The organism is Flavobacterium sp. 5 (genome assembly GCF_002813295.1).
GTDB lineage: Bacteria > Bacteroidota > Bacteroidia > Flavobacteriales > Flavobacteriaceae > Flavobacterium.
In genome coordinates, this window is sequence record NZ_PHUE01000001.1 from 1,878,921 (window position 1) to 1,901,590 (window position 22,670).

The 22,670-nt window shown below is 34.1% G+C and carries 14 protein-coding genes; 13 read left to right on the top strand and 1 reads right to left on the bottom strand.

Annotated elements, in window-relative coordinates; all coding sequences use genetic code 11:
• The first annotated feature begins 243 nt into the window (after positions 1–243).
• From CLU82_RS07675 to fsa, 3 genes are all read left to right on the top strand, one after another.
• Positions 244–1,242, top strand: coding sequence for a substrate-binding domain-containing protein (locus CLU82_RS07675; RefSeq protein WP_100842533.1), 999 nt, complete (start codon positions 244–246; stop codon positions 1,240–1,242).
• 730 nt (positions 1,243–1,972) lie between these two features.
• Positions 1,973–4,021 carry a transketolase gene (locus tag CLU82_RS07680; RefSeq protein ID WP_100842534.1) on the top strand — a complete coding sequence of 683 codons (2,049 nt, stop codon included), beginning with the start codon at positions 1,973–1,975 and terminating at the stop codon, positions 4,019–4,021.
• Positions 4,022–4,032: 11 nt separating this feature from the next.
• On the top strand, positions 4,033–4,689 hold the full coding sequence (gene fsa, locus CLU82_RS07685; protein WP_100842535.1) for a fructose-6-phosphate aldolase: 657 nt from the start codon (positions 4,033–4,035) through the stop codon (positions 4,687–4,689).
• Between the two features lie 90 nt (positions 4,690–4,779).
• On the opposite strand, the gene CLU82_RS07690 is transcribed toward fsa, so the two are convergent.
• Positions 4,780–5,469 (bottom strand): NUDIX domain-containing protein, encoded by a 690-nt coding sequence (locus CLU82_RS07690; protein WP_100842536.1) that lies wholly within the window; start codon positions 5,467–5,469, stop codon positions 4,780–4,782.
• Positions 5,470–6,074: 605 nt separating this feature from the next.
• Between CLU82_RS07690 and CLU82_RS07695 the strand changes: the two genes are divergently transcribed.
• From CLU82_RS07695 to CLU82_RS07740, 10 genes are all read left to right on the top strand, one after another.
• Positions 6,075–9,146 carry a TonB-dependent receptor gene (locus tag CLU82_RS07695; RefSeq protein WP_100842537.1) on the top strand — a complete coding sequence of 1,024 codons (3,072 nt, stop codon included), beginning with the start codon at positions 6,075–6,077 and terminating at the stop codon, positions 9,144–9,146.
• A 27-nt stretch (positions 9,147–9,173) separates the two neighbouring features.
• Positions 9,174–10,736, top strand: coding sequence for a RagB/SusD family nutrient uptake outer membrane protein (locus CLU82_RS07700; protein WP_100842538.1), 1,563 nt, complete (start codon positions 9,174–9,176; stop codon positions 10,734–10,736).
• 90 nt (positions 10,737–10,826) lie between these two features.
• Positions 10,827–12,374 carry an alpha-N-arabinofuranosidase gene (locus CLU82_RS07705; RefSeq protein WP_100842539.1) on the top strand — a complete coding sequence of 516 codons (1,548 nt, stop codon included), beginning with the start codon at positions 10,827–10,829 and terminating at the stop codon, positions 12,372–12,374.
• 13 nt (positions 12,375–12,387) lie between these two features.
• Positions 12,388–14,004: an arabinan endo-1,5-alpha-L-arabinosidase gene (locus CLU82_RS07710; RefSeq protein WP_100842540.1), complete on the top strand. Its 1,617-nt coding sequence runs from the start codon at positions 12,388–12,390 to the stop codon at positions 14,002–14,004.
• 84 nt (positions 14,005–14,088) lie between these two features.
• The gene (locus tag CLU82_RS07715; protein WP_100842541.1) at positions 14,089–15,069 is read left to right on the top strand and encodes a glycoside hydrolase family 43 protein; all 981 of its coding nucleotides are present in this window, start codon (positions 14,089–14,091) and stop codon (positions 15,067–15,069) included.
• Between the two features lie 40 nt (positions 15,070–15,109).
• Positions 15,110–16,090 carry an arabinan endo-1,5-alpha-L-arabinosidase gene (locus CLU82_RS07720; RefSeq protein ID WP_100842542.1) on the top strand — a complete coding sequence of 327 codons (981 nt, stop codon included), beginning with the start codon at positions 15,110–15,112 and terminating at the stop codon, positions 16,088–16,090.
• A 79-nt stretch (positions 16,091–16,169) separates the two neighbouring features.
• Positions 16,170–18,131 (top strand): glycoside hydrolase family 127 protein, encoded by a 1,962-nt coding sequence (locus tag CLU82_RS07725; protein ID WP_100842543.1) that lies wholly within the window; start codon positions 16,170–16,172, stop codon positions 18,129–18,131.
• A gap of 96 nt (positions 18,132–18,227) precedes the next feature.
• Positions 18,228–20,210 carry an alpha-L-arabinofuranosidase C-terminal domain-containing protein gene (locus CLU82_RS07730; RefSeq protein ID WP_100842544.1) on the top strand — a complete coding sequence of 661 codons (1,983 nt, stop codon included), beginning with the start codon at positions 18,228–18,230 and terminating at the stop codon, positions 20,208–20,210.
• 82 nt (positions 20,211–20,292) lie between these two features.
• Positions 20,293–21,981, top strand: a complete 1,689-nt coding sequence (locus CLU82_RS07735; protein WP_100842545.1) for a ribulokinase — start codon at positions 20,293–20,295, stop codon at positions 21,979–21,981.
• On the top strand, positions 21,968–22,666 hold the full coding sequence (locus tag CLU82_RS07740; protein WP_100842546.1) for an L-ribulose-5-phosphate 4-epimerase: 699 nt from the start codon (positions 21,968–21,970) through the stop codon (positions 22,664–22,666). The genes CLU82_RS07735 and CLU82_RS07740 overlap by 14 nt, the downstream gene beginning before the upstream one ends.
• Positions 22,667–22,670: the final 4 nt, after the last annotated feature.

Here is a 22,670-nt window from a genome sequence, read left to right on the forward strand (position 1 = left end):
AATACTAGAAATAATTTACTTTAAACTCATTCTATTCTACCTACAACCTGTACGGATATATCTCTACTTATCTGAGATCAAAATAAACAAATCACCTATAAATTTAGTTTAAATTTATGAATTGTGTTTTTTTTAGATTAATTTATTATGAATTGTGAAATTTCAAAATTATAAGTTAAATATATATTTCAATACCAGTACCTACCAGTTTTTTGTATATTTGTGAAAAAATCGCAATCTGCTATGAAAATCATATCAATCCAAAACAACCTTGGTGTCCCTAAATACAGACAAATCATCAATTCAATTGAAAAAGCAATTAACGAGGAAAAACTCATAAAAGGAGATCGCCTACCTTCTGTAAATAAAGTCTGTTTAGCCTTTAATTTATCACGAGATACGGTCTTATTAGGATACGATGACCTGAAAAAAAGAGGAATCATTTATGCCATCCCTGGCAAAGGATATTATGTCAAAAGTGTTGAAATTACTATAAAACAAAAAATATTTTTACTCTTTGACGAGCTAAATATTTTCAAAGAAGACATCTATAATTCATTTTTAAAAAACATTGGTAAGAATGTTCAAGTCGATATTTTTTTTCACCATTTTAATGTACAGGTTTTTCAAAAATTGATAAATGACTGTAACGGAAATTATACTAAATACATCATCATGCCAACCAACTTAATCGATGTAGTTGCTTTTATAAAAACCCTACCAGTAAATGACGTAATTATCCTGGATCAAACAAATGAAGAGTTGAAATCTTTTCCTGCGATTTATCAAAATCACAAAAAAGATATCTTTGAAGGGCTGAATAAAGGAAAAACAAAACTAAGTAAATACAAAAAATTCATAATGATTTTCCCTGGTTTCAGAGAGCCACCAGGAATGAAAATTGGATTTGAAAACTACTGTTTGGAAAACGGCATAGATTATGAAGTTATTCAGGAATTTACTGATAGAGAGATAACAACTGGAAGTGTTTATATCATCCCAATTGACAGGGATCTGGTCCAGGTAATTGAGAAAGCTCGAGAACAAAATCTAAAATTAGGAACTGATTTTGGTATCATTTCCTATAATGAAACTCCACTAAAAAAAGTAGTATCTAATGGAATTACAACTATTTCAACCGATTTTACAACCATGGGGAAAATATTAGCCCAAATGGTTCTTACTGGAAAAAAAGAACAAATTGAAAACAAAAGTGCATTGATTATTAGAAATTCATTATAGAATAAGTACAAAGACTTTCAAAAATCAAATTATCACGAAATTTACACTTAGCCTCACACTTCCCCTAAATGTTGGAATAAAAAAAAGAAAAAGAGACTGTTTTTCCAGTGACACAGCCTCTTTTTAACCTAACTAAAACCAAATTTAAATAATTATTATTTACTTTTTTATCATAAACTCTCTAATTGATTTTTTATTATTTACGCCCAAAGCATAAGCTTCAGGCATAAATAAATTAACCAAATTTTTAAACTTTTCACTAACTGAGTATGTAAAATTCACTTAATCAAAGCTAACTACAAATTTATTAAGCCAATAACAACAAACCACTGTATTATTGAATCTATATCGCAAAGTAACGCTTATTTAAAACGTACTATAAGGGGTAAATTTGAAAAAAACAAAGGTCAAAATCGCAATTCTATATTTTTTTGTTTTTATAAAACAAATTTAGTTATATTTGCAAATGTATTTTTTACACTTATTATTTTATTCATCGTTAGCCTCTCAAATATAGTTAGTTGCCAATAGATAAAATTATCATCAAAAAAACAAAAAGCTACATATTCAATTTAAAACAAGAGAAGATTACAGTTATCTCAAGTTTAAAATTCAAAAAATATTTCTACACTTAATAAAAATGATTATTCTTTCCAAAGCAAAATCTAATCATTAGTAACTAAAAATAGAAAACATTAAATCACTATTAAAAAAACAAATACAATAGATTATGAACCAAAAAATCGACCAATTAGCCGCAGATAACATAAGAGCACTGGCTATTTCTATGGTAGAAAAAGCAAATTCAGGACACCCAGGAGGTGCAATGGGAGGTGCTGATTTTATGCATATTTTATACACTGAATATTTAAATTTTGATCCTACTCAAATGGATTGGCCTTTTAGAGATCGCTTCTTTATGGATGCTGGACATTTATCGGCCTTAATGTATGCTCAATACAATTTATTAGGAAACTACAAAAAAGAAGACCTTCAACAATTCAGACAATGGGGCTCGGTGACACCTGGTCATCCTGAGGTCGATGTTTTGAGAGGAATCGAGAACACATCTGGACCACTTGGACAAGGACACGCTATGGGAGTTGGAGCTGCTATCGCAGCAAAATTTCTAGACGCTCGTTTCAAAGGCCTTTTTGATCATAAAATATATGGTTTTATAACCGATGGTGGTGTTCAAGAAGAAATTTCACAAGGAGCTGGAAGAATCGCAGGACATTTGGGGTTGAACAATTTTATTATGTTCTATGATTCGAATGATGTACAACTTTCTTCAATGACCGATGAAGTTACATCTGAAAATACTGCCATGAAATATGAATCATGGGGATGGAACGTAATCACCATCAACGGTCATGATCATTCCGAAATTAGAAAAGCATTAGATACAGCCAACAATGAAACTGAAAGACCCACTTTAATTATTGGGAAAACTATCATGGGAAAAGGCTGTGTTACGGCTGATGGAACTATGTATGAAGGCGAATGTGAATTGCACGGTAAACCAATTGGAGACACCAAAGCAGATTACACAAAAACGCTTTTAAACCTTAAAGCAAATCCAGAAGATCCTTTTGCCATTTTTGAAGAAGTTAGTATACATTACAAAGAAGTTTTAGCTAATAAGACTCAAAAAGCAACCTCAAGAAAACAAAAAATTAGTCAATGGGAAAGTGAAAATCCAGCATTGGCACAAAAAATGCACTTGTTTTTATCTGGTGAGTTTCCAGAATTGGATTTAAGTGAAGTAGTTCAAAAACCAAATGCTGCTACTAGAGATGCATCCTCAGCAGTACTGGCTTATTTAGCTGAAAAAGTAGAAAACGTAATCGTTTCTTCTGCAGATTTATCTAATAGTGACAAAACTGATGGGTTCTTAAAAAAATCATCTGTACTGCAAAAAAATAATTTCAATGGTGCCTTTTTACAAGCAGGTGTTGCCGAATTGACAATGACTTCAATAGCCAACGGAATTGCATTACACGGTGGTGTGCTTCCTGTAGTAGCAACATTTTTCGTATTCTCAGATTATATGAAACCTGCTATTCGATTGGCTGCAATCCAAGAACTTCCAGTTAAATATGTACTAACACATGACTCTTTCAGAGTTGGGGAAGATGGACCAACACACCAACCTATCGAACAGGAAGCGCAAATGCGTTTATTAGAAAAAGTAAAAAACCATAAAGGACACAACAGCTTACTAGCCTTGCGCCCAGCCGATGCAATCGAGACTTCAGTTGCTTGGGATATTGCTTTGAAAAACACCAAAACACCAACCACATTAATTCTTTCGAGACAGAATATTAAAGATATTCCAGCTCATAATTCTTCCAGATATGAAGAAGCTACAGAAGCAAAAAAAGGTGGTTATTTAGTAAAAGAAACTTCGAATCCAGACATCACCTTAATCGCAAATGGATCAGAAGTATCTACACTTATTGATGCTGCAGTAATTTTGGAAAAAGAGCATAATTTAAAAATAAATATTGCTTCCATTATATCCGAAGGTTTATTCAAATCACAACCCAAATCGTATCAAGAAAGTATTATTCCAAAAGGAAAACCAGTTTTTGGACTTACTGCCGGTCTTCCTGTAAATCTCGAAGGATTAATTGGTGACAGTGGAAAAGTTATAGGCCTAGATCACTTTGGTTATTCAGCACCTGCAACTGTTTTGGACGAAAAATTCGGATTTACCAGCAAACAAGTAAGTGAGGAAATTAGTAAATATTTAGTTGAGAATTCTATAAACATATAAACACAAAAGACATGAAATTTTTTATCGATACAGCAAATTTAAAAGACATTAAAGAAGCTAATGACCTGGGAATATTAGATGGAGTTACCACTAACCCATCATTAATGGCGAAAGAAGGAATTACAGGAGCAGACAATATTATTGCACATTATGTGAAAATATGTGAATTAGTAGATGGTGACGTAAGCGCCGAAGTAATTTCTACAGATTTTGATGGAATGGTTGCCGAAGGAGAAAAATTGGCAGCATTACATCCACAAATTGTAGTGAAAATACCAATGATCAAAGACGGAATAAAAGCAATAAAATACTTTTCGAATAAAGGAATCAGAACCAATTGCACCTTAGTATTCTCTTCTGGTCAAGCATTGCTTGCGGCCAAAGCTGGGGCAACTTATGTTTCGCCTTTTATTGGAAGACTTGATGATATTTCTACAGATGGATTGCAACTAATTGAAGACATCAGATTAATTTATGATAACTACGGTTATAAAACACAAATACTAGCAGCTTCTGTGCGTCACGTCATGCATATTATGAATTGTGCCAAAATAGGTGCCGATGTAATAACCGGACCATTAAGCGCCATTGAAGGTTTATTAAAACACCCTCTTACTGATAGCGGATTAGCTACTTTCTTAGCTGATTACCAAAAAGGAAATAGTTGAAAACAAATTTAATACCACAAAAAAAGGAAGTTTCTATTGCAGAAACTTCCTTTTTTATTTACTTTAAAAACTAAATCTAATTTTCTGTTCTTAAAAATTTATAGCAAAATCATTCAAGAGTTTCGCATCATATTTTTCTTTATCAAAAGTATACAGATACGAACCTTTTCTTGATGAAGTCATATCTTTCTCATCTAATTTTATCAAGATATCCAAAGAATTTATTTTGCTGATGAAATTTCTTTTATCAATTTCTTTATCCAAAATCGATTCATACAACTTCAACAACTGACTCATTTTAAATTTTTCAGGCAAAAGTTCAAAACCAACAGGACGCATAGATGTTCTGTAACGCAATCTTCTAATGGCATGTGATAACATATTATCGTGGTCAAAAATCAATTTTGGAACTTCAGAAACACTAAACCATTTGGCATGGTAATTCTGAATCAATTCGGCATTATGATTTTCAATATTAATCAAAGCATAGTAAGCTACAGATATAGTTCTTTCCACCGGATCACGATCAATCTCACTATACGTATACAGTTGCTCCATATAAATATCATTAAATCCTGTATAGGTATTTAAAACCCTAATAGCAGCATCGTCTAGTACCTCTTCTTTTTTAAGGAATCCTCCCATCAATGACCATTTTCCTTTTTCTGGTTCAAAATCTCTTTTAATCAAGAGAATTTTCAATCCTCCTTCATCAAAACCGAAAATGATACAATCTACCGCTAGTAGAACTTTGTCCTCAGTACTATAACTATTTAGCATCTCTATATTTATATTTTGTCGTAAATATAAGAACTTCCTCAAAACTACCAAATTAATTTAGTGTAGCTTTTACACTAATAACACTAAAATGAGTAATAAACCATTTCAAACACCTGATTATCTATTTTTTAATACCATTTTACCGTCACTTTTACATTCATAACAAACTTTATTGGACCCTAGTAATTTGAATAAAAAACACTTTTTAATATACTTTTTCAATACAAACAACATAATTAAGTGTTAAAACTACATTTAAACTTGTTGTTTTTGGTCTTTTAAGGCAAAAAAAGGTTGAGAATTTATCAAATTTTACAAGTAAAATATTACTTTTTATAACGAATATTTAAAAACAGCAAAAAAAATTAAAAATTATTTTCAAAACAAACAAAACAATCAACTTATTGATTATTAACAACTTACATATAACGAAAACGTTCTTTGAAATTAAAAATTACATATATTCTTTCATTTTTCAACATATTTTATGATATCCATTTTTTTTAAAGACTTTTTTTATCAGATTAATTTGTTTTTATGCTTTTTTTTTATTTAAATTTACAAATGTAAAAACTACACTTATAATTAACCAAAATGCAATCAGTATGACAACAAACCACAGATTATTTTTTTATTGCAATTTTTTATTGCCTAAAAAAGAATGGCTAATAGCATTATTACTTATGCTCATTAGTGCTTATACTGTATCGGCTCAACAGAGCAATACAGTATCAGGAAAAATTACATCAGAAAAAGACGGCTTACCACTACCAGGAGTTAATATTTTGGTAAAAGGATCAACTTCAGGATCTTCAACAGATTTTGACGGAAACTATTCTATCAATGCCAAACCTACAGATGTACTTGTATTATCTTATGTAGGATATGACAATCAAGAAATTACTATTTCTAATCGTACAAAAATTAATTTCGCAATGAAAGACAGTTCTAATAAGCTGAATGAAATTGTAGTAATTGGATATGGATCACAAAAGAAAGCTGATATTACTGGAGCAGTTGGTATAGTAAACATGGAAAGTGCTAAAAAAGTGATCGCCTATGACGCTGCCAAAGTTCTACAAGGTCAAGTAGCTGGTGTAACAGTGCAATCTTCAGGAGAACCGGGAGGATTCGTAAATATTAAAATTAGAGGAATTGGATCGTTTACAAACAACAACCCTCTTTGGGTTATTGATGGAGTAATTCTAGATAGTCCTTATGACTTTGCAACAGGTGATATTGAATCTATGCAAGTATTAAAAGATGCGGCAACAGCTGCTATTTATGGAGTTCGTGGTGCAAATGGAGTAGTTATTATTACTACCAAAAAAGGAAAAGCGGGATCAATGATCATCAAATACAAATCTACATTGAGTATGCAAAATGTAGCTAAAAGATGGTCACTAACCGACAGAGTTGGATATCAAACTATTGCAAATGAAGCTGAAAAAAATAAAAATCTTCAAAATAACGAGGCAATAGACATCGCACCAGGTAATAACCCAAATAGTCCATATTACATTTCCAATGTAAATACAGACTGGCAAAAAGAAGCTTACGACACAGGCGTTATTCAAAACCATTCGCTAGGTATTTCAGGAGGATCAGAATCACTTTCATACAATATGAATTTAGATTATTTCAACAACGACAGCTATCTTAAGACACCTCAACAATATGAGAGATACGCCTATAATTTGAATTTAACAGGTACTAAAGGAAAATTTAAATACGGAACAAAAATAAGCTACACACAATCAGACAAAGAAAATTTCAACACTTATTTTGGTACAGCAATATCTGGTTTACTAACAGCTATCCCAACTATTCCAGTATATGACGCTAATAGACTTGGAGGTTATGGAGGTGCAGACGCTGTTACGCAAAGAGCTATATCTTTAAATGTAATAGGTTTTAATAATCTAGTACAAAATGAAACTAGAAGAAATCGTTTTGTTGGGAATGTATGGGCACAACTAGAAATTGTTAAAGGCTTAAAATACAAAATAAATGTTAGTGCAGATCGATTAGATTTCAAAAACAGATATTATAATCCGCCAAGTGATTTAGGCTGGTATTTTGTTGTAAACGAAGAAAAATCAACTCTTGACGCTAGTAATGGAAGTGAAACTAGAACATTCTTGGACAATACATTAACATATGATCTAAATGTTGATAAACATAAAATTGAAATTTTAGCGGGTACCACTAATGAAAATTTTAATCATTATAATCATATGTCAAATGGCTTAGGTTTTCAAACTGGAGAAATTATCCATATAGAAAATGCTGATAAAATAACTACACGTGAATATCAGTCAAGAGTAACAGCAAAATCATTCATCAGTAGAATAAACTATAACTACGATGATCGTTACTTTGTTCAAGGTAATTTTAGACAAGATAAATCGTCTCTTTTTACTGAAAAAAACAATACCTCTAATGCATATTCATTCTCAGCAGGTTGGAAGCTAAGTAATGAGAAATTCCTAACACTTCCTACTTGGGTAAATTTAATTAAGTTTAGAGGAGGCTATGGAATATTAGGAAACAATACACTACAGCCATATAGCTATGCCGAAACTGTAAATCCTTATATTAACTATAGTTTCACAAATAATGAAGGGGTTTCTACTACAGCTCCAGGAACAGCTGTTGTATCAGCAAAGGATCCAAATCTAAAATGGGAAACTTCCAAATCTAGTTCAGTAGCTTTAGAATTAGGATTGTTTGATAATAAATTACAATTCACAGGAGAATATTATGAAAAGATAACATCTGATCTTTTAGCAGATGGACCAACACCTTTATCATCAGGATCTTTTCCAGCTTTTATTACAACTAACGTTGCAAAAGTCAAAAATTCTGGATTAGAATTCACTTTGTCTTATGGAAATAATGACCATGCATTCAAGTATAATATTTCTGGTAATTTATCTACACTTAAAAATGAAGTCCTAGAATTAAACCGAAATAACGACCCTATTTATGGAGCTGCATCAAAAACAGTAGTAGGTAGATCAATCGGAGAATTATATGCGTTTGAAACTATTGGTATTTTTCAGAGTGATGCAGAAGTTGCCTCCTCTCCTGCACAAAGCAATGCTAGGGCTGGAGATATTAAATTTAGAGATGTAGATGGAGATGGAAAAATAACAAATGAAGATAGAACTTTTCAAGGATCGGCTATTCCAAAATACAATTACGGTTTGAACTTAAGTTGTTCTTATAAAAATTTCGATTTTTCAATATTTTTCCAAGGTAACGCAGGTAATAAAATATTTAATTCAACTTATCGCGACTTAATGGCAGGACAATACTCTAATGCTAGTACTGATATGCTAAATTTTTGGACACCAACAAACACAAATACCAATGTTCCTAGACCTATAATTGGTGATCCAAATTCTAATGGTAGAGATTCAGACCGATTTATTGAAAGTGGTGATTATATAAAATTGCAAAACTCTCAAATAGGCTATAATATTCCTGTGACAAATACTAAATTTATTAACAAAGCTAGACTTTTCCTTAGCGGGCAAAATCTATTAACCTTTACAAAATATACTGGTAATGATCCAGATTTTATAAGTGATGGGCTATTTTCTAGAGCCTACGAAGGAGGCTCATTCCCTAACCCTAGAACGATTACAATGGGTGTAGAGATTGAATTTTAATACATTTAATAAATAAAAGATAACAAGATGAAATATAATATATTAAGCTACACTGCTCTGTTCTTTTCACTTTCTGTGTTGACTACGAGTTGTGTACAAGATGAAGATTTAGTACAAACCGACCCTAATTTAGAAACTACGGGTTCATTTTGGAAAACAGATGACGACGCAATGCAAGGGTTAAATGCAACCTATGCTGCCTTGGTTACAGATGGTGCATACCAACGAAGTACACCATTATGTTTAGATCTTAAAGCAGATGATTCACACAGTAATAGCCCTTGGGGCGCTATGTTAAATGTAGGTAAATTTAATAGTGACGTTTACAATTTTGATATTTACGGATGGGCTTATGAAACCTATTTTATAGGTATTAATCGTGCGAATCAAGTGCTTTCCAGAGTCCCTAACATCGACATGGCTGACTCACAACTTAAAAATAGAATACTAGGACAAGCTTATTTTTTGAGAGGATTATATCTATTTCATGCAGTAAATATGTTCAAAAACGTCCCTGTTCCCACAGAACCTGCCGCTTTTTATGCACAAAAATCAAATGCTGAAGGCTGGGCACAAGTAATTGCTGATTTTACAGCAGCGGCTGAATTACTACCAGTTTCATACGACGGAGTAACAGGGTTAGATGCGGGAGTAAAAGGTCGTGCAACAAAAGGAGCCGCTCTTGGGTACCTTGGCAAGGCTTATTTGTTTACCAAAGATTTTGAAAATGCTAAAGTAGCATTCAAAAAGGTAATCGATTTAGGACACTACTCACTAATGCCAAACTACCGTGATAATTTCACTGAGGCAAAAGAAAACAATGATGAATCATTATTTGAAGTTCAATTTGATTCCTCTTTGGGCGGAACATGGATTTATCCTCAAGGAGGAGTTCCAAATACTACTTGGAATCAAGCAACTGCAAGAGCAGTTACTTATGGCCCTAGAGGCTTTGGCTGGAGAGATGTACAACCTACTCGTACTTTATTCGATGATTTCCACATTGAAAAAACAGTTTCAAACGAAGTGGATCCACGTCTTATTGCTACAGTAATGTACAACAAACCTGGAGGTGTTACTTTGTACGGCCACGACTTTGCAACTTATTACGCAGCCAGTCCTGGTGATTTAAATGATATTTATTGTAATAAATATGAAAACTCGGAAACCAAATCAGATGAATTTGGATGGAAATCTGGAATTAACGAAAGGTTATTGCGCTATTCAGACATTTTACTTATGTACGCAGAGTGTTTAAACGAAACTGGCAATACATCCGGCGCTTACTCTTACATTCAGATGGTAAGAGATCGTGCACAATTACCAGACCTGAGCATTGCAAAACCAGGAATGACGCAAGATCAAATGAGAGACCAAATAGCTCACGAACGTTTCTTAGAATTTGCTCTTGAAGGCCACCGTTTTGATGATATTCGCCGTTGGGGCTGGCTTGAAAACCCTACAAAATTAGCATGGTTGAAGTCTAGAGATGATGAGTTCAATTCATATATAAAAGGTAGAGAGTATTTTCCAATTCCACAAAAAGAAAAAGATTACAATATAGGTACCATCCAAAATGAAGGGTACTAAAAATATTTATTTGAGTTAGTTTAGTTAAGTCTTAAAATCATATGGTAACCTCCAAAAGGATGCCATATGATTTTATAAAATAAAATCACCATGAAAAAGACAATCCTATTATTATTGGTTTTAGCTTTTTGCAGTCAAACCAGTTTTGCACAAAAAGAAACTACAATACTTACATTAAAAAATACAGCAAATGCTCCAACTATCAACAAAAACATATATGGTCACTTTGCTGAACATTTAGGAAGATGCATATATGGAGGTTTTTTTGTGGGCGATACTTCTAAAATACCAAATACGGCTGGAGTTCGTAACGACATTATTGATGCTCTAAAAAAATTAAAAATCCCAAATCTACGTTGGCCAGGAGGATGTTTTGCAGACACATACCACTGGAAAGATGGTATTGGTCCAAAAGAAAACAGACCAACAATTGTAAATCAATGGTGGGGAGGAACTACTGAAGACAATAGTTTTGGAACTCATGACTTTTTAAACTTATGTCAAGAACTTGGTGCAGAGCCTTATCTTTCTGGAAATGTAGGAAGTGGAACTGTACAAGAACTGGCAGATTGGGTTCAATATACCAATTTTGGAGGTAAAAGTCCAATGAGTGATTTGCGTAAGAAAAATGGAAAAGCCGAACCTTGGAAAGTAAAATTTTGGGGAGTAGGAAACGAAGCTTGGGGATGTGGAGGAAATATGACTGCAGAATATTACGCTGATCAATATCGTAAATATGCAACATTTATGTCAGATTGGGGAAATACAGGTGGAATTACCCGTATTGCATCAGGTTCAAATAGTGACGATTACCATTGGACAGAAGTCTTAATGAAAAATATACCGCTAAATATGTTAGGTGGCGTTGGAGTTCATCATTACGCCGTAATTGATTGGGCGAAAAAAGGTGATGCAACTGAATTTTCAGAAGATGGTTATTTTCATACCATGAAATCGGCTTTAAAAATGGAAGAATTAGTTACCAAACATTCTGCTATCATGGACAAATATGATCCTGAGAAAAAAGTAGCTATGATTGTTGATGAATGGGGAGCATGGTACGAAGTAGAAAAAGGTACAAATCCAGGGTTTTTATACCAACAAAATACTATCAGAGATGCTGTTTTGGCTGGAGCAACTTTAAACATATTCAATAACCATGCTGAAAGAGTTCGTATGGCAAACCTAGCACAATGCGTAAATGTTTTACAGTCAGTGATTCTTACTGATAAAGCTAAAATGATTTTGACACCAACTTACTATGTAATGCAAATGTATGCTGTACATCAAGATGCCAAATTATTACCAATAAGTTTTAATTCACCTCTATATAGTTTTAATGGAGAATCACTTCCCGCTATTTCCGCATCAGCTTCAAAAGATACAAACGGAGCTATTCATATTTCATTAGTTAATATTGATGCAAAAAAAACAAACAAAATAGAAATTGACGTAAAAGATCTTGGAGTTAAAAATTTCACTGGAATGATTATTTCATCTTCAAAATTACAAGATTATAATTCATTTGATAATCCAGACAAAATAAAACCTGTAGCTTTTAAAGGGTTTGAAAACAAAGCAGGTAAATTAGAAATCACACTTCCTCCTTACTCCGTAGTGGTCTTAGAAGGAAAATAAAACATAAATGATTATGAAGAAGTCGAATTTTATTGTAAAAAAACTCTTCTGCTTAGGATTATTTGCAGTTGTTTTGTTTACAACAAGTTGCTCAAGCGATGACCCAACGAAAGAAACAACTCCGCCAGTAGTTGTTGTACCACCAGTTGTAGTACCACCTGCTTTTCCAGGACCTACTTATGCAGACAACTATTCCTCGATTTCTTCATGGAATGATAGGTCGAAATGGAATTTAGCCAACGTACACGATCCATCAGTTACAAAATGTGGAGAATACTATTACATGTACCAAACTGATGCTTCGTATGGAAATGCACATGACGGTCACGGGCACTACCCATACAGACGTTCTAAAGACCTTGTAACTTGGGAATATATGGGGTCGGCTATGGCAACCGTTCCTGCTTGGGTAAAAGATTCATTGAACAATAAAAGAGGCCGAATGTCTCCTGCATTACCAGCAATTGAAAATCCTAACTACGGATTTTGGGCACCTTATATTACTAAAGTGGGTAATAAATACCGCATGTATTACAGTATTGTTGTTAATAATCCAATAGCTGGCACTTTTGACAATGCTTGGGCTGAAAGAGCTTTTATTGGACTGGCTGAATCAGATGATTTGGCAACAAATGCTTGGATAGATAAAGGAATGGTAGTTTGCTCTGAACCAGATGGATTAAAGCCTTATTCTTTTACAGGTTCTAGAAACTGGGAAGATGCCTATTTCAAATTCAATGCTATTGACCCAACAATGGTTATTACTCCCGAAGGTGAACATTATTTAATTTATGGCTCTTGGCATTCAGGAATAGCAGCTTTAAAATTGAATGCAACAACTGGAAAACCAGATCAATTGAAAACATTAAGCGACTATGGAACTCGCATAGCATCAAGACATCCTTCTAGTCGTTGGCAAGCTTCTGAAGGACCAGAAATCATATACAATCCAGATACTCAATACTATTACCTATTTATGGCTTATGATGGTTTAGAAGTGCCTTACAATACTAGGGTTTGTCGTTCCAAAAGTATTACAGGACCTTTTATGGGAATCGATGGAGCTAATATAACCAATGGAGCTGATTGTTGGCCAATGCTTACACATCCTTATGGTTTTAATGGTCACACTGGTTGGGTAGGGTTTTCACACTGTTCCGTTTTTCAAAATCCTGAAACAAAAGAGTGGTTTTATGCTTCGCAAGCACGTTTACCAAAAGATGTAGCTGGTATTAATGCATCAAATGCTATTATGATGGGACATGTTCGCGCTATAAAGTGGAACGAAGACGGCTGGCCAGTTGTTGATCCTGAAAGATATGCTGGTGTGCCAACCACAACCATTACAGCGGCTTCTTTTATTGGAAGTTGGGAACAAATTACAATGAATTACCAATATGGTGTTATTCAAAAATCTACAACTATACTCTTAACTGCAGATAACAAAGTAAGTGGAGGTGCTTCTGGCACTTGGTCATATGACAGTACCAATAAAACATTAACCGTAAATGGTGTAAAATGCAAAGTAAGCGATGCTTGGGACTGGGAAAAAGCAACTCGTAAAGTAACCATAACTTATTCTGGGCTTACCGCAGCAGGAATACCAGTATGGGGCAAAAAAACAAATTAAAATTTTAATACTCAAACCCTTTTTTAAATTTTAGAAAAGGGTTTTGTGTTTCAACAAATTAAGACTTCATAAAATCAAACGATAATGAAAAACCTTTTTATACCATTTATTGCTCTTGTTCTAATGACTACCACCAAAACATTGGCACAAGATAATACACAGAAAAAAACAACTACAACACCTGTTGTCAATAATCCGATTATAAAAGACAAATACACTGGAGATCCCGCTGCATTGGTTTACAAAGACAAAGTATATCTCTATGCGGGTCATGATGAAGCCCCAAATGATTTTAACTTTTATAAGATGAACGAATGGTTGGTCTATTCTACCTCTGACATGATTCATTGGCAAGAACACCCTGTACCTTTAAAAGCATCTGATTTTGCATGGGCAAAAGGCGATGCTTGGGCTTCGCAGGTTATTGAAAGAAATGGAAAGTTTTTTTGGTATGTGGCCGTAGAACATGGAACTGTCAATGGAAAAGCAATAGGAGTAGCGGTTTCTGATAGTCCTACAGGACCTTTTAAAGATGCTTTAGGAAAGGCATTAATTACTAATGATATGACTACTAAAACCAGTATCACTTGGGATGATATCGATCCATCAGTAATCATTGACAATGATGGACAAGCCTACCTCTTTTGGGGAAATACCGTATGTCACTATGCTAAATTAAAAGCAAACATGACCGAACTTGACGGACCAATCCAAACTATAGATTTACCAAACTTTACTGAAGCCCCTTGGATTCACAAACACAACAATTGGTATTACTTATCTTATGCTTATCAGTTTCCTGAAAAAATTGCCTACGCTATGAGTAAATCAATCAATGGTCCTTGGGAATACAAAGGAATTTTGAATGAACTGGCAGGAAATTCAAATACCAATCATCAGTCTATAATTGAGTTCAAAGGAAAATCATATTTTATTTATCATAATGGAGCAACTCAACCTAATGGAGGTAGTTTTAGAAGATCTGTTTGTGTAGATCGCTTGTATTACAATAAAGATGGCTCTATGAAAAGGGTAATTATGACAACAGAAGGAATAACTGAATAGCCACAGATTTCAGAAAGTTCAAAGAATAAAAAAACATACCATGAAATCATATACCAAAATAAAACCGCTTTTCTTTTTCTTAATTGCCTTAATTGGTTCATCAGCATTGGCTCAGGATATTACTGTTCATGATCCGGTAATGATAAAACAAAAAGATACATACTATTTATATTGCACAGGCGAAGGCATAAGTGTTTTTAGTTCTAAAGATTTAAAAATCTGGAAAAATGAACCTGCTATATTCAAAGAAAAACCGGTTTGGGTTGATACTGTAGTGCCCGATTTTAAAAATCATATTTGGGCACCAGACATTTCATTTCACAATAACGTCTACTATTTGTACTATTCGGTTTCGGCTTTCGCCAAAAACACTTCGGCAATTGGAGTTACCACCAATACAACTTTAGACCCAAAAGACCCTGCTTACAAATGGGTAGATCAGGGAATCGTTATTCAATCCATTCCCAACAGAGATCTTTGGAATGCTATCGATCCTAATTTAACTTTTGACGAAAACAATACACCTTGGCTATCTTTTGGTTCTTTTTGGGAAGGACTAAAAATGGTCAAATTAAATCCTGATTTAAAATCAATTGCACAACCTCAAGAATGGCACACTATTGCTAAACGCAAAAGAACTTTTGAATTAGCAGATGCTGACCCTGGTGATGGTGCACTTGAAGCTCCTTTTATATTCAAAAAAAATGGATATTACTATCAATTCCTTTCTTGGGATTTGTGTTGCCGAGGAAAAGATAGTACCTATAAAGTAGTCGTTGGAAGATCAAAAACCATTACTGGTCCATATGTAGACAAAGAAGGAAAATTACTGACCGAAGGTGGAGGAACTTTATTAATTCAAGGTGACCAAGATTGGTTTGGAGCGGGGCACAACAGCACTTATACCTTTGACGGCAAAGACTATATCATTTATCATGCCTATAGCGCCAAACAAAATGGCAGACCAATATTACAGATAAAGCAATTACAATGGGATAGTGATTTATGGCCAAAATTGTAAAAAAAATAGAATTATTTTAAAAATGTATTTTTTACACTTATTTTTTTTATATTGCACCTTGTAAAGTTAAAACCGAATTATGAAGATTTTTAATTTAAGAAACAAAGCTCTTTCTCTGATTGCCATTTTAAGCATTTCAGCCACAGCAAATGCGCAGAAAAGTGCTAACAAAAACTTGGGATATAACATCTCCCCTGTCAACATTCAGGATGTCAAAATAACTGACGCCTTTTGGTTACCTATCATCAAAAAAGTTCAGGAAAAAACCATCGAATATGCTATTCACAAATGTGAAGAAGAAGGTCGTATGGACAATTTTTTGATTGCCGGTGGAAAAATGAAAGGAGAAGTAAAAGGTCAAATGCCTTTTGATGATACTGATGTTTATAAAATCATTGAAGGCGCTTCTAATACATTGATAAGTGAACCTAACCCAAAATTGGAACAATTGTTAGACAAACTAATTGATATTATAAAAGTGGGACAGGAAAAAGATGGATATTTAACTACTTGGCGTACTATTAATCCAGCAAAACCACCATGTACTTGGGTTCCTGTTATTGAAGGAAAACGTTGGGAATCTTTACAAATTAGTCACGAACTATACAATTCAGGTCACTTGATTGAAGCTGCAGTTGTTCATTATAAAGCTACTGGAAAGAAAAACTTCTTAGATATTGCTATCAAAAATGCTAATTTACTGATATTTACTTTTGGTGATAAACCAAACCAAGTCCATGGTGTTCCAGGTCATCAAATAGTAGAAACTGGACTCGTACAACTATATCAAATTACGGGTGATAAACAATACTTAACTCTTGCCAAATACTTTTTAGATAACCGAGGAAATCCAAAAAACCATAAATTATACGGAACTTATGCTCAAGACGACATTCCGATTATTCAACAAAAAGAAGCTGTAGGTCATGCAGTGAGAGCTGTTTACATGTATGCAGGAATGACGGATATTGCTGCTATTTATAATGACAAAGACTACCTAAATGCTGTGAATAATTTGTGGTCCAATATGGCCAACAAAAAAATGTACATCACGGGCGGTATTGGTGCAAGACATGACGGAGAGGCTTTTGGTGACAATTATGAATTACCAAATCTTACAGCTTACAATGAAACTTGTGCTGCTATTGGCGATGTGTATTGGAATCACCGCTTATTTAATTTATCAGGAGATGTAAAATATTTTGATGTTATCGAACGTAGCATGTACAATGGATTAATTTCTGGTTTATCATTGGACGGAGAAAAATTCTTCTATCCAAATGCTTTAGAGTCAGATGGTGTATTCCAATCCAATCGTGGCTCTTGTACTCGCCAATCGTGGTTTGATTGCTCTTGTTGTCCAACAAATCTAATTCGATTTATACCATCTATTCCTGGGTTGATTTATTCTACCAGCAAAAATGTTCTTTATGTAAACTTATATGCATCAAACAATGCAAAAGTCTCTTTAGATAAAACAGAACTTGAAATTGCTCAACAAACCAATTATCCTTGGGATGGTAAAGTAGCTGTAACAGTTTCTCCTAAAAAAGAAGCCGAATTCACTATCAAATTAAGAATTCCAGGTTGGGCTAGAAATGAAGTTTTGCCAGGAGATTTATACAGTTATAAAACTACTTCAACTTCAAAAGTTACCGTAACTATTGATGGAAAACCTTTTGAAGAAAAACAAGACAACGGCTATATCACCATTACTAAAAAATGGAAAAAAGGCGAAACTATCAAACTAGATTTCCCAATGGAAGTAAAAGAAGTAGTGACAAATGCTAAAGTAGAAGGAAACAATGGAAAAGTAGCTTTAGAATACGGACCAATTGTATACGCCATTGAAGGAATTGACAATCCAACCGACTTTGACAAAATCACCATTAATGCTAATGACAAATTCAAAGTTACTAAAGAAGCAAACCTTTTAGAAGGCGTAAATACTATTCAAACAGAGAAATTTAAAGCGATTCCATATTACTCATGGTCTAACAGAGGCGTTGGAAAAATGAAAGTTTGGATAGATTTAAAGTAGTTACTGAGAAGCTAAATTTCTTAGCAGATATAAAATAAAATTAGTTTAAAGTTCATCACAACAACTTTAAACTTTAAACCTTAAACTAATACAAAAATGAAACCGAATTTAATCACCAAAATTACCCTTTGCGGTTTTTTGCTAAACGGATTATACAGTCAAGCACAATCCAAACTAGAAGTAAATACTAGCAAAACAATTACTAAAATTGAGCCTACAATGTACGGTGTGTTTTTTGAAGACATCAACTTTGCTGCCGATGGTGGTTTATATGCTGAAATGGTAAAAAACCGTTCTTTCGAATTCGATGATCGTTTAATGGGCTGGAAACAACCAAAAAGTGACAAACATAATTACAATACTGAATCCGGAATAGCAGTTCCTGTTCAATTTTCTCAAAAAGGAACCAACCATAACTACTGTCGAGTAACCGTTAAAGATGCTAAAGGTTATGAAATCATCAATGAAGGTTTCAGAGGAATGGGGGTTAAAAGTGGCGCAAAATACAATTTGACTTTAAAAGCTGCCAATCAATCAGGAACTATTTCTAAAATTATTGTTCAATTAATAGATAAAGACAATAAAGTTCTGGGCGAAAGTAGTATTGCTGTTTCAGGAAATAGTTGGAAAGAATACACTACTCAATTAACTTCAAATGCTACTGAAGCGAAAGCAAAATTGCGTTTTACTTTTGAAGGAACTGGGGTAATTGATTTAGATATGATTTCTATGTTTCCAGAAGACACTTGGAAAGGCAGAAAAAATGGTATGCGTAAAGATTTAGTTCAGTTATTATACGATATGCAGCCTGGTTTTTTACGTTTCCCTGGCGGATGTATTGTTGAAGGAAGAACTTTGGCACAACGCTATCAATGGAAAAAATCAGTTGGTGCAGTAGAAGACAGAGAAATCTTAATCAACCGTTGGAATACTGAGTTTGAACACAAACCAACTCCTGATTATTTTCAATCTTTTGGTTTAGGATTTTTTGAATACTTCCAATTATCTGAAGACATTGGAGCTTCTCCCCTTCCTATCTTAAGTTGTGGTATGGCTTGTCAATTCAATACAGGTGAATTAGTTCCGATGGACAAATTAGATCCTTATGTACAAGATGCTATCGATTTGATTGAATTTGCAAACGGAGGCACTGATACTCCTTGGGGGAAAGTACGTTCTGATATGGGACACCCAAAACCATTCAACCTGAAATTTATTGGAGTGGGTAACGAACAATGGGGACCAGATTATATTGAGCGTTTCAAAGTTTTTGAAAAAGCAATCAAGTCGAAATATCCAAACATCACAATCGTTTCAGGCAGCGGGCCATTTCCAGAAGGAGATTATTTTGAGTATGCTCAAACCGAATTAAAAAAATTAAATGCCGAAATTGTTGATGAACACTATTACAAATCACCTGAATGGTTCCGTAAAAATGTTACTCGTTATGACAACTACGATCGTAAAGGACCTAAAATTTTCGCTGGTGAATATGCAGCACAAAGTGTAGCTATAGCAAGCCCAGAGAACAAAAACAATTGGGAATGTGCTTTCTCTGAAGCGGCTTTTATGACAGGTATGGAACGTAATGCCGAAGTAGTACATCTTACTTCGTATGCGCCTTTATTTGCTCACGAAGAAGGATGGCAATGGACACCCGATATGATTTGGTTTAACAATTTGGAATCGTTCGGAACGCCAAACTATTATGTTCAAAAAATGTTTGCCAATAATAAGGGAACCGATTTATTAGCCATTACTCAAGATGGAAAAGCACTTATTGGACAAAACGATTTATTTGCATCTGCAGTAAAAGACACTAATACTAAAGAAGTAATCGTAAAACTGGTTAACACTTCTGCGAAAGCACAAGATATTAGTATTGATTTAAAAGGAACAAAATTAGAATCAAAAGGTAAAATTATTACTCTCGCGAGCTCTGATTTAAATGATGAAAACTCATTCTCTAATCCTAAAAAATTAAGTCCAAAAGAAAGCGAATACACTTTGAAAGGGGAAAAAGCAGCTTTGAATCTTCCTGCCTATTCAGTGACTATTTTAAAGTTAAAAATTAAATAATTGCAACTTTAAAAAAATAAGTGTTTTTTACACACTTATTAAATAATAATATTATATTTGTACTTATATAAAAAGAATTGCGATGAAAAATTATGTAATTGGATTAGATTATGGCTCAGATTCTGTTCGTGCCGTATTGATAGACACTGAGAATGGACAGGAATTATCATCTAGCGTTTGTAACTACAAGCGATGGGCGAATAAAGAATATTGTAATGCATCAATAAATCAGTTTCGTCAACATCCATTGGATCATATCGAAGGATTGGAAACTACTATAAAATATGTTGTAGAAAACAGTAAAATAGATCCTTCTCTTATCAGAAGTATTTGTATCGACACTACAGGTTCATCTCCAATACCAGTTGCTGCAGATGGAACTCCATTGGCATTGGTAAAAGGTTTTGAGCATAATCCAAATGCCATGATGGTTTTATGGAAAGATCATACTGCCATAAATGAAGCGAACGAAATCAACGAACTGGCAGCCAACTGGGGTGGAGAAGATTTTACAAAATATGAAGGAGGAATCTATTCATCAGAATGGTTTTGGGCAAAAATATTACATGTTGCCAGAGAAGATGAAGCTGTCAAAAATGCAGCTCATACTTGGATGGAACATTGCGATTTAATGACATATTTATTAATCGATAATAAAGATTTAAAAACTTTCAAAAGAAGCCGTTGTGCAGCGGGTCACAAAGCAATGTGGCACGAAGACTGGAACGGATTACCTCCAGTAGAATTTTTAGAAAAATTAGATCCGTATCTAGCTGCATTACGTGGCAACTTATATGAAGAAACCTATACTTCTGATTTAGTAGCAGGTAATTTAAACCAAGAATGGGCTACTCGATTAGGTCTTACTACAGATACCGTTATCGCAGTAGGAACTTTTGATGCACATTCAGGAGCAGTTGGTGCAAAAATAGACGAACATACTTTGGTTCGTGTTATGGGAACCTCAACTTGTGATATTATTGTTGATACTAAAGAATCTATTGGAACAAAAACAGTTCGTGGAATTTGCGGACAAGTTGATGGTTCAGTAATTCCAGGCTATATCGGGTTAGAAGCTGGACAATCTGCTTTTGGCGATTTATTAGCTTGGTACAAAGAATTATTATTATGGCCAACTGAAAATTTAGTAACCAGTTCTACCCTATTGACAGACGAACAAAAAGAACAGTTGAAAGCAGAAATCAGTGATAAATTAATCAAAGAATTAACTATTGAAGCAGAGAAAATTCCATTATCTGAAAGTATTCCAATCGCTTTAGACTGGATTAACGGGCGACGAACTCCAGATGCTAATCAAGAACTTAAAAGTGCAATTTCAAACTTATCATTAGGAACAAAAGCACCTCATGTTTTCAAATCATTGGTAAATGCGATTTGTTTTGGTTCTAAAAAAATAGTAGATCGTTTTGAAGAAGAAGGAGTACGTATTGATACCGTAATTGGAATTGGTGGTGTAGCTCGTAAATCTCCATTCATCATGCAAACTTTGGCTAATGTATTGAACAAACCTATCAAAGTAGCTTTATCAGATCAAGCACCTGCTTTGGGAGCTGCTATATATGCAGCGGTTGCTGCTGGAATTTATCCAAATGTAATAGAAGCGAGTCAAAAAATGGGAAGCCCTTTTGAAAGTGAATATACACCACAACTTGACAAAGTTGCCGCATACAACAAATTACTTTTAGCCTACGATCGATTAAGTGCTTATGCCGATCCATCAATAAAAAAACAACAACATGTCACAGTATAAAGATTTAAAACAGGAATGCTACGAAGCTAACATGCAATTGAACGCATTGAATTTGGTAGTGTATACTTTTGGAAACGTTAGTGCCGTTGATCGCGAAAAAGGAGTTTTCGCCATCAAACCAAGTGGTGTTCCATATGAAGACCTAAAACCTGAGGATATCGTAATTGTTGATTTTGATAACAACGTTATTGAAGGAAGCCTACGCCCTTCTTCAGATACAAAAACACATGCTTATTTATACAAAAACTGGCCAAATATTGGCGGTGTTGCACATACTCATGCCACTTATTCTGTGGCTTGGTCACAATCACAAAGAGACATTCCGATTTTTGGCACCACCCATGCCGACCACTTAACCTCAGATATCCCCTGCGCTGCCCCAATGGATGACAGCTTAATCGAAGGAAACTACGAGCATAATACGGGTATCCAAATTTTGGATTGTTTCAATGAAAAAAAACTTTCTTATGAAGAAACAGAAATGATTTTGATTGGAAATCACGGACCATTTGTCTGGGGAAAAAATGCAGCCAAAGCCGTTTACAACTCTAAAGTTCTTGAAGTTGTTGCTGAAATGGCCTATTTGACTTTGCAAATCAATCCTAATGCTCCAAGATTGAAAGATTCTTTAATCAAAAAGCATTACCTACGCAAACACGGAAAAGATTCGTATTACGGACAGTAATTTT

Bases quoted from the DNA above. Each gene is read 5' to 3' on its own strand.
- CLU82_RS07690 (WP_100842536.1), bottom strand. From the start codon at position 5,469: ATGCTAAATAGTTATAGTACTGAGGACAAAGTTCTACTAGCGGTAGAT.
- CLU82_RS07680 (WP_100842534.1), top strand. From the start codon at position 1,973: ATGAACCAAAAAATCGACCAATTAGCCGCAGATAACATAAGAGCACTG.
- CLU82_RS07735 (WP_100842545.1), top strand. From the start codon at position 20,293: ATGAAAAATTATGTAATTGGATTAGATTATGGCTCAGATTCTGTTCGT.
- CLU82_RS07675 (WP_100842533.1), top strand. From the start codon at position 244: ATGAAAATCATATCAATCCAAAACAACCTTGGTGTCCCTAAATACAGA.
- fsa (WP_100842535.1), top strand. From the start codon at position 4,033: ATGAAATTTTTTATCGATACAGCAAATTTAAAAGACATTAAAGAAGCT.
- CLU82_RS07720 (WP_100842542.1), top strand. From the start codon at position 15,110: ATGAAATCATATACCAAAATAAAACCGCTTTTCTTTTTCTTAATTGCC.
- CLU82_RS07715 (WP_100842541.1), top strand. From the start codon at position 14,089: ATGAAAAACCTTTTTATACCATTTATTGCTCTTGTTCTAATGACTACC.
- CLU82_RS07700 (WP_100842538.1), top strand. From the start codon at position 9,174: ATGAAATATAATATATTAAGCTACACTGCTCTGTTCTTTTCACTTTCT.
- CLU82_RS07705 (WP_100842539.1), top strand. From the start codon at position 10,827: ATGAAAAAGACAATCCTATTATTATTGGTTTTAGCTTTTTGCAGTCAA.
- CLU82_RS07730 (WP_100842544.1), top strand. From the start codon at position 18,228: ATGAAACCGAATTTAATCACCAAAATTACCCTTTGCGGTTTTTTGCTA.
- CLU82_RS07710 (WP_100842540.1), top strand. From the start codon at position 12,388: ATGAAGAAGTCGAATTTTATTGTAAAAAAACTCTTCTGCTTAGGATTA.
- CLU82_RS07740 (WP_100842546.1), top strand. From the start codon at position 21,968: ATGTCACAGTATAAAGATTTAAAACAGGAATGCTACGAAGCTAACATG.
- CLU82_RS07695 (WP_100842537.1), top strand. From the start codon at position 6,075: ATGACAACAAACCACAGATTATTTTTTTATTGCAATTTTTTATTGCCT.
- CLU82_RS07725 (WP_100842543.1), top strand. From the start codon at position 16,170: ATGAAGATTTTTAATTTAAGAAACAAAGCTCTTTCTCTGATTGCCATT.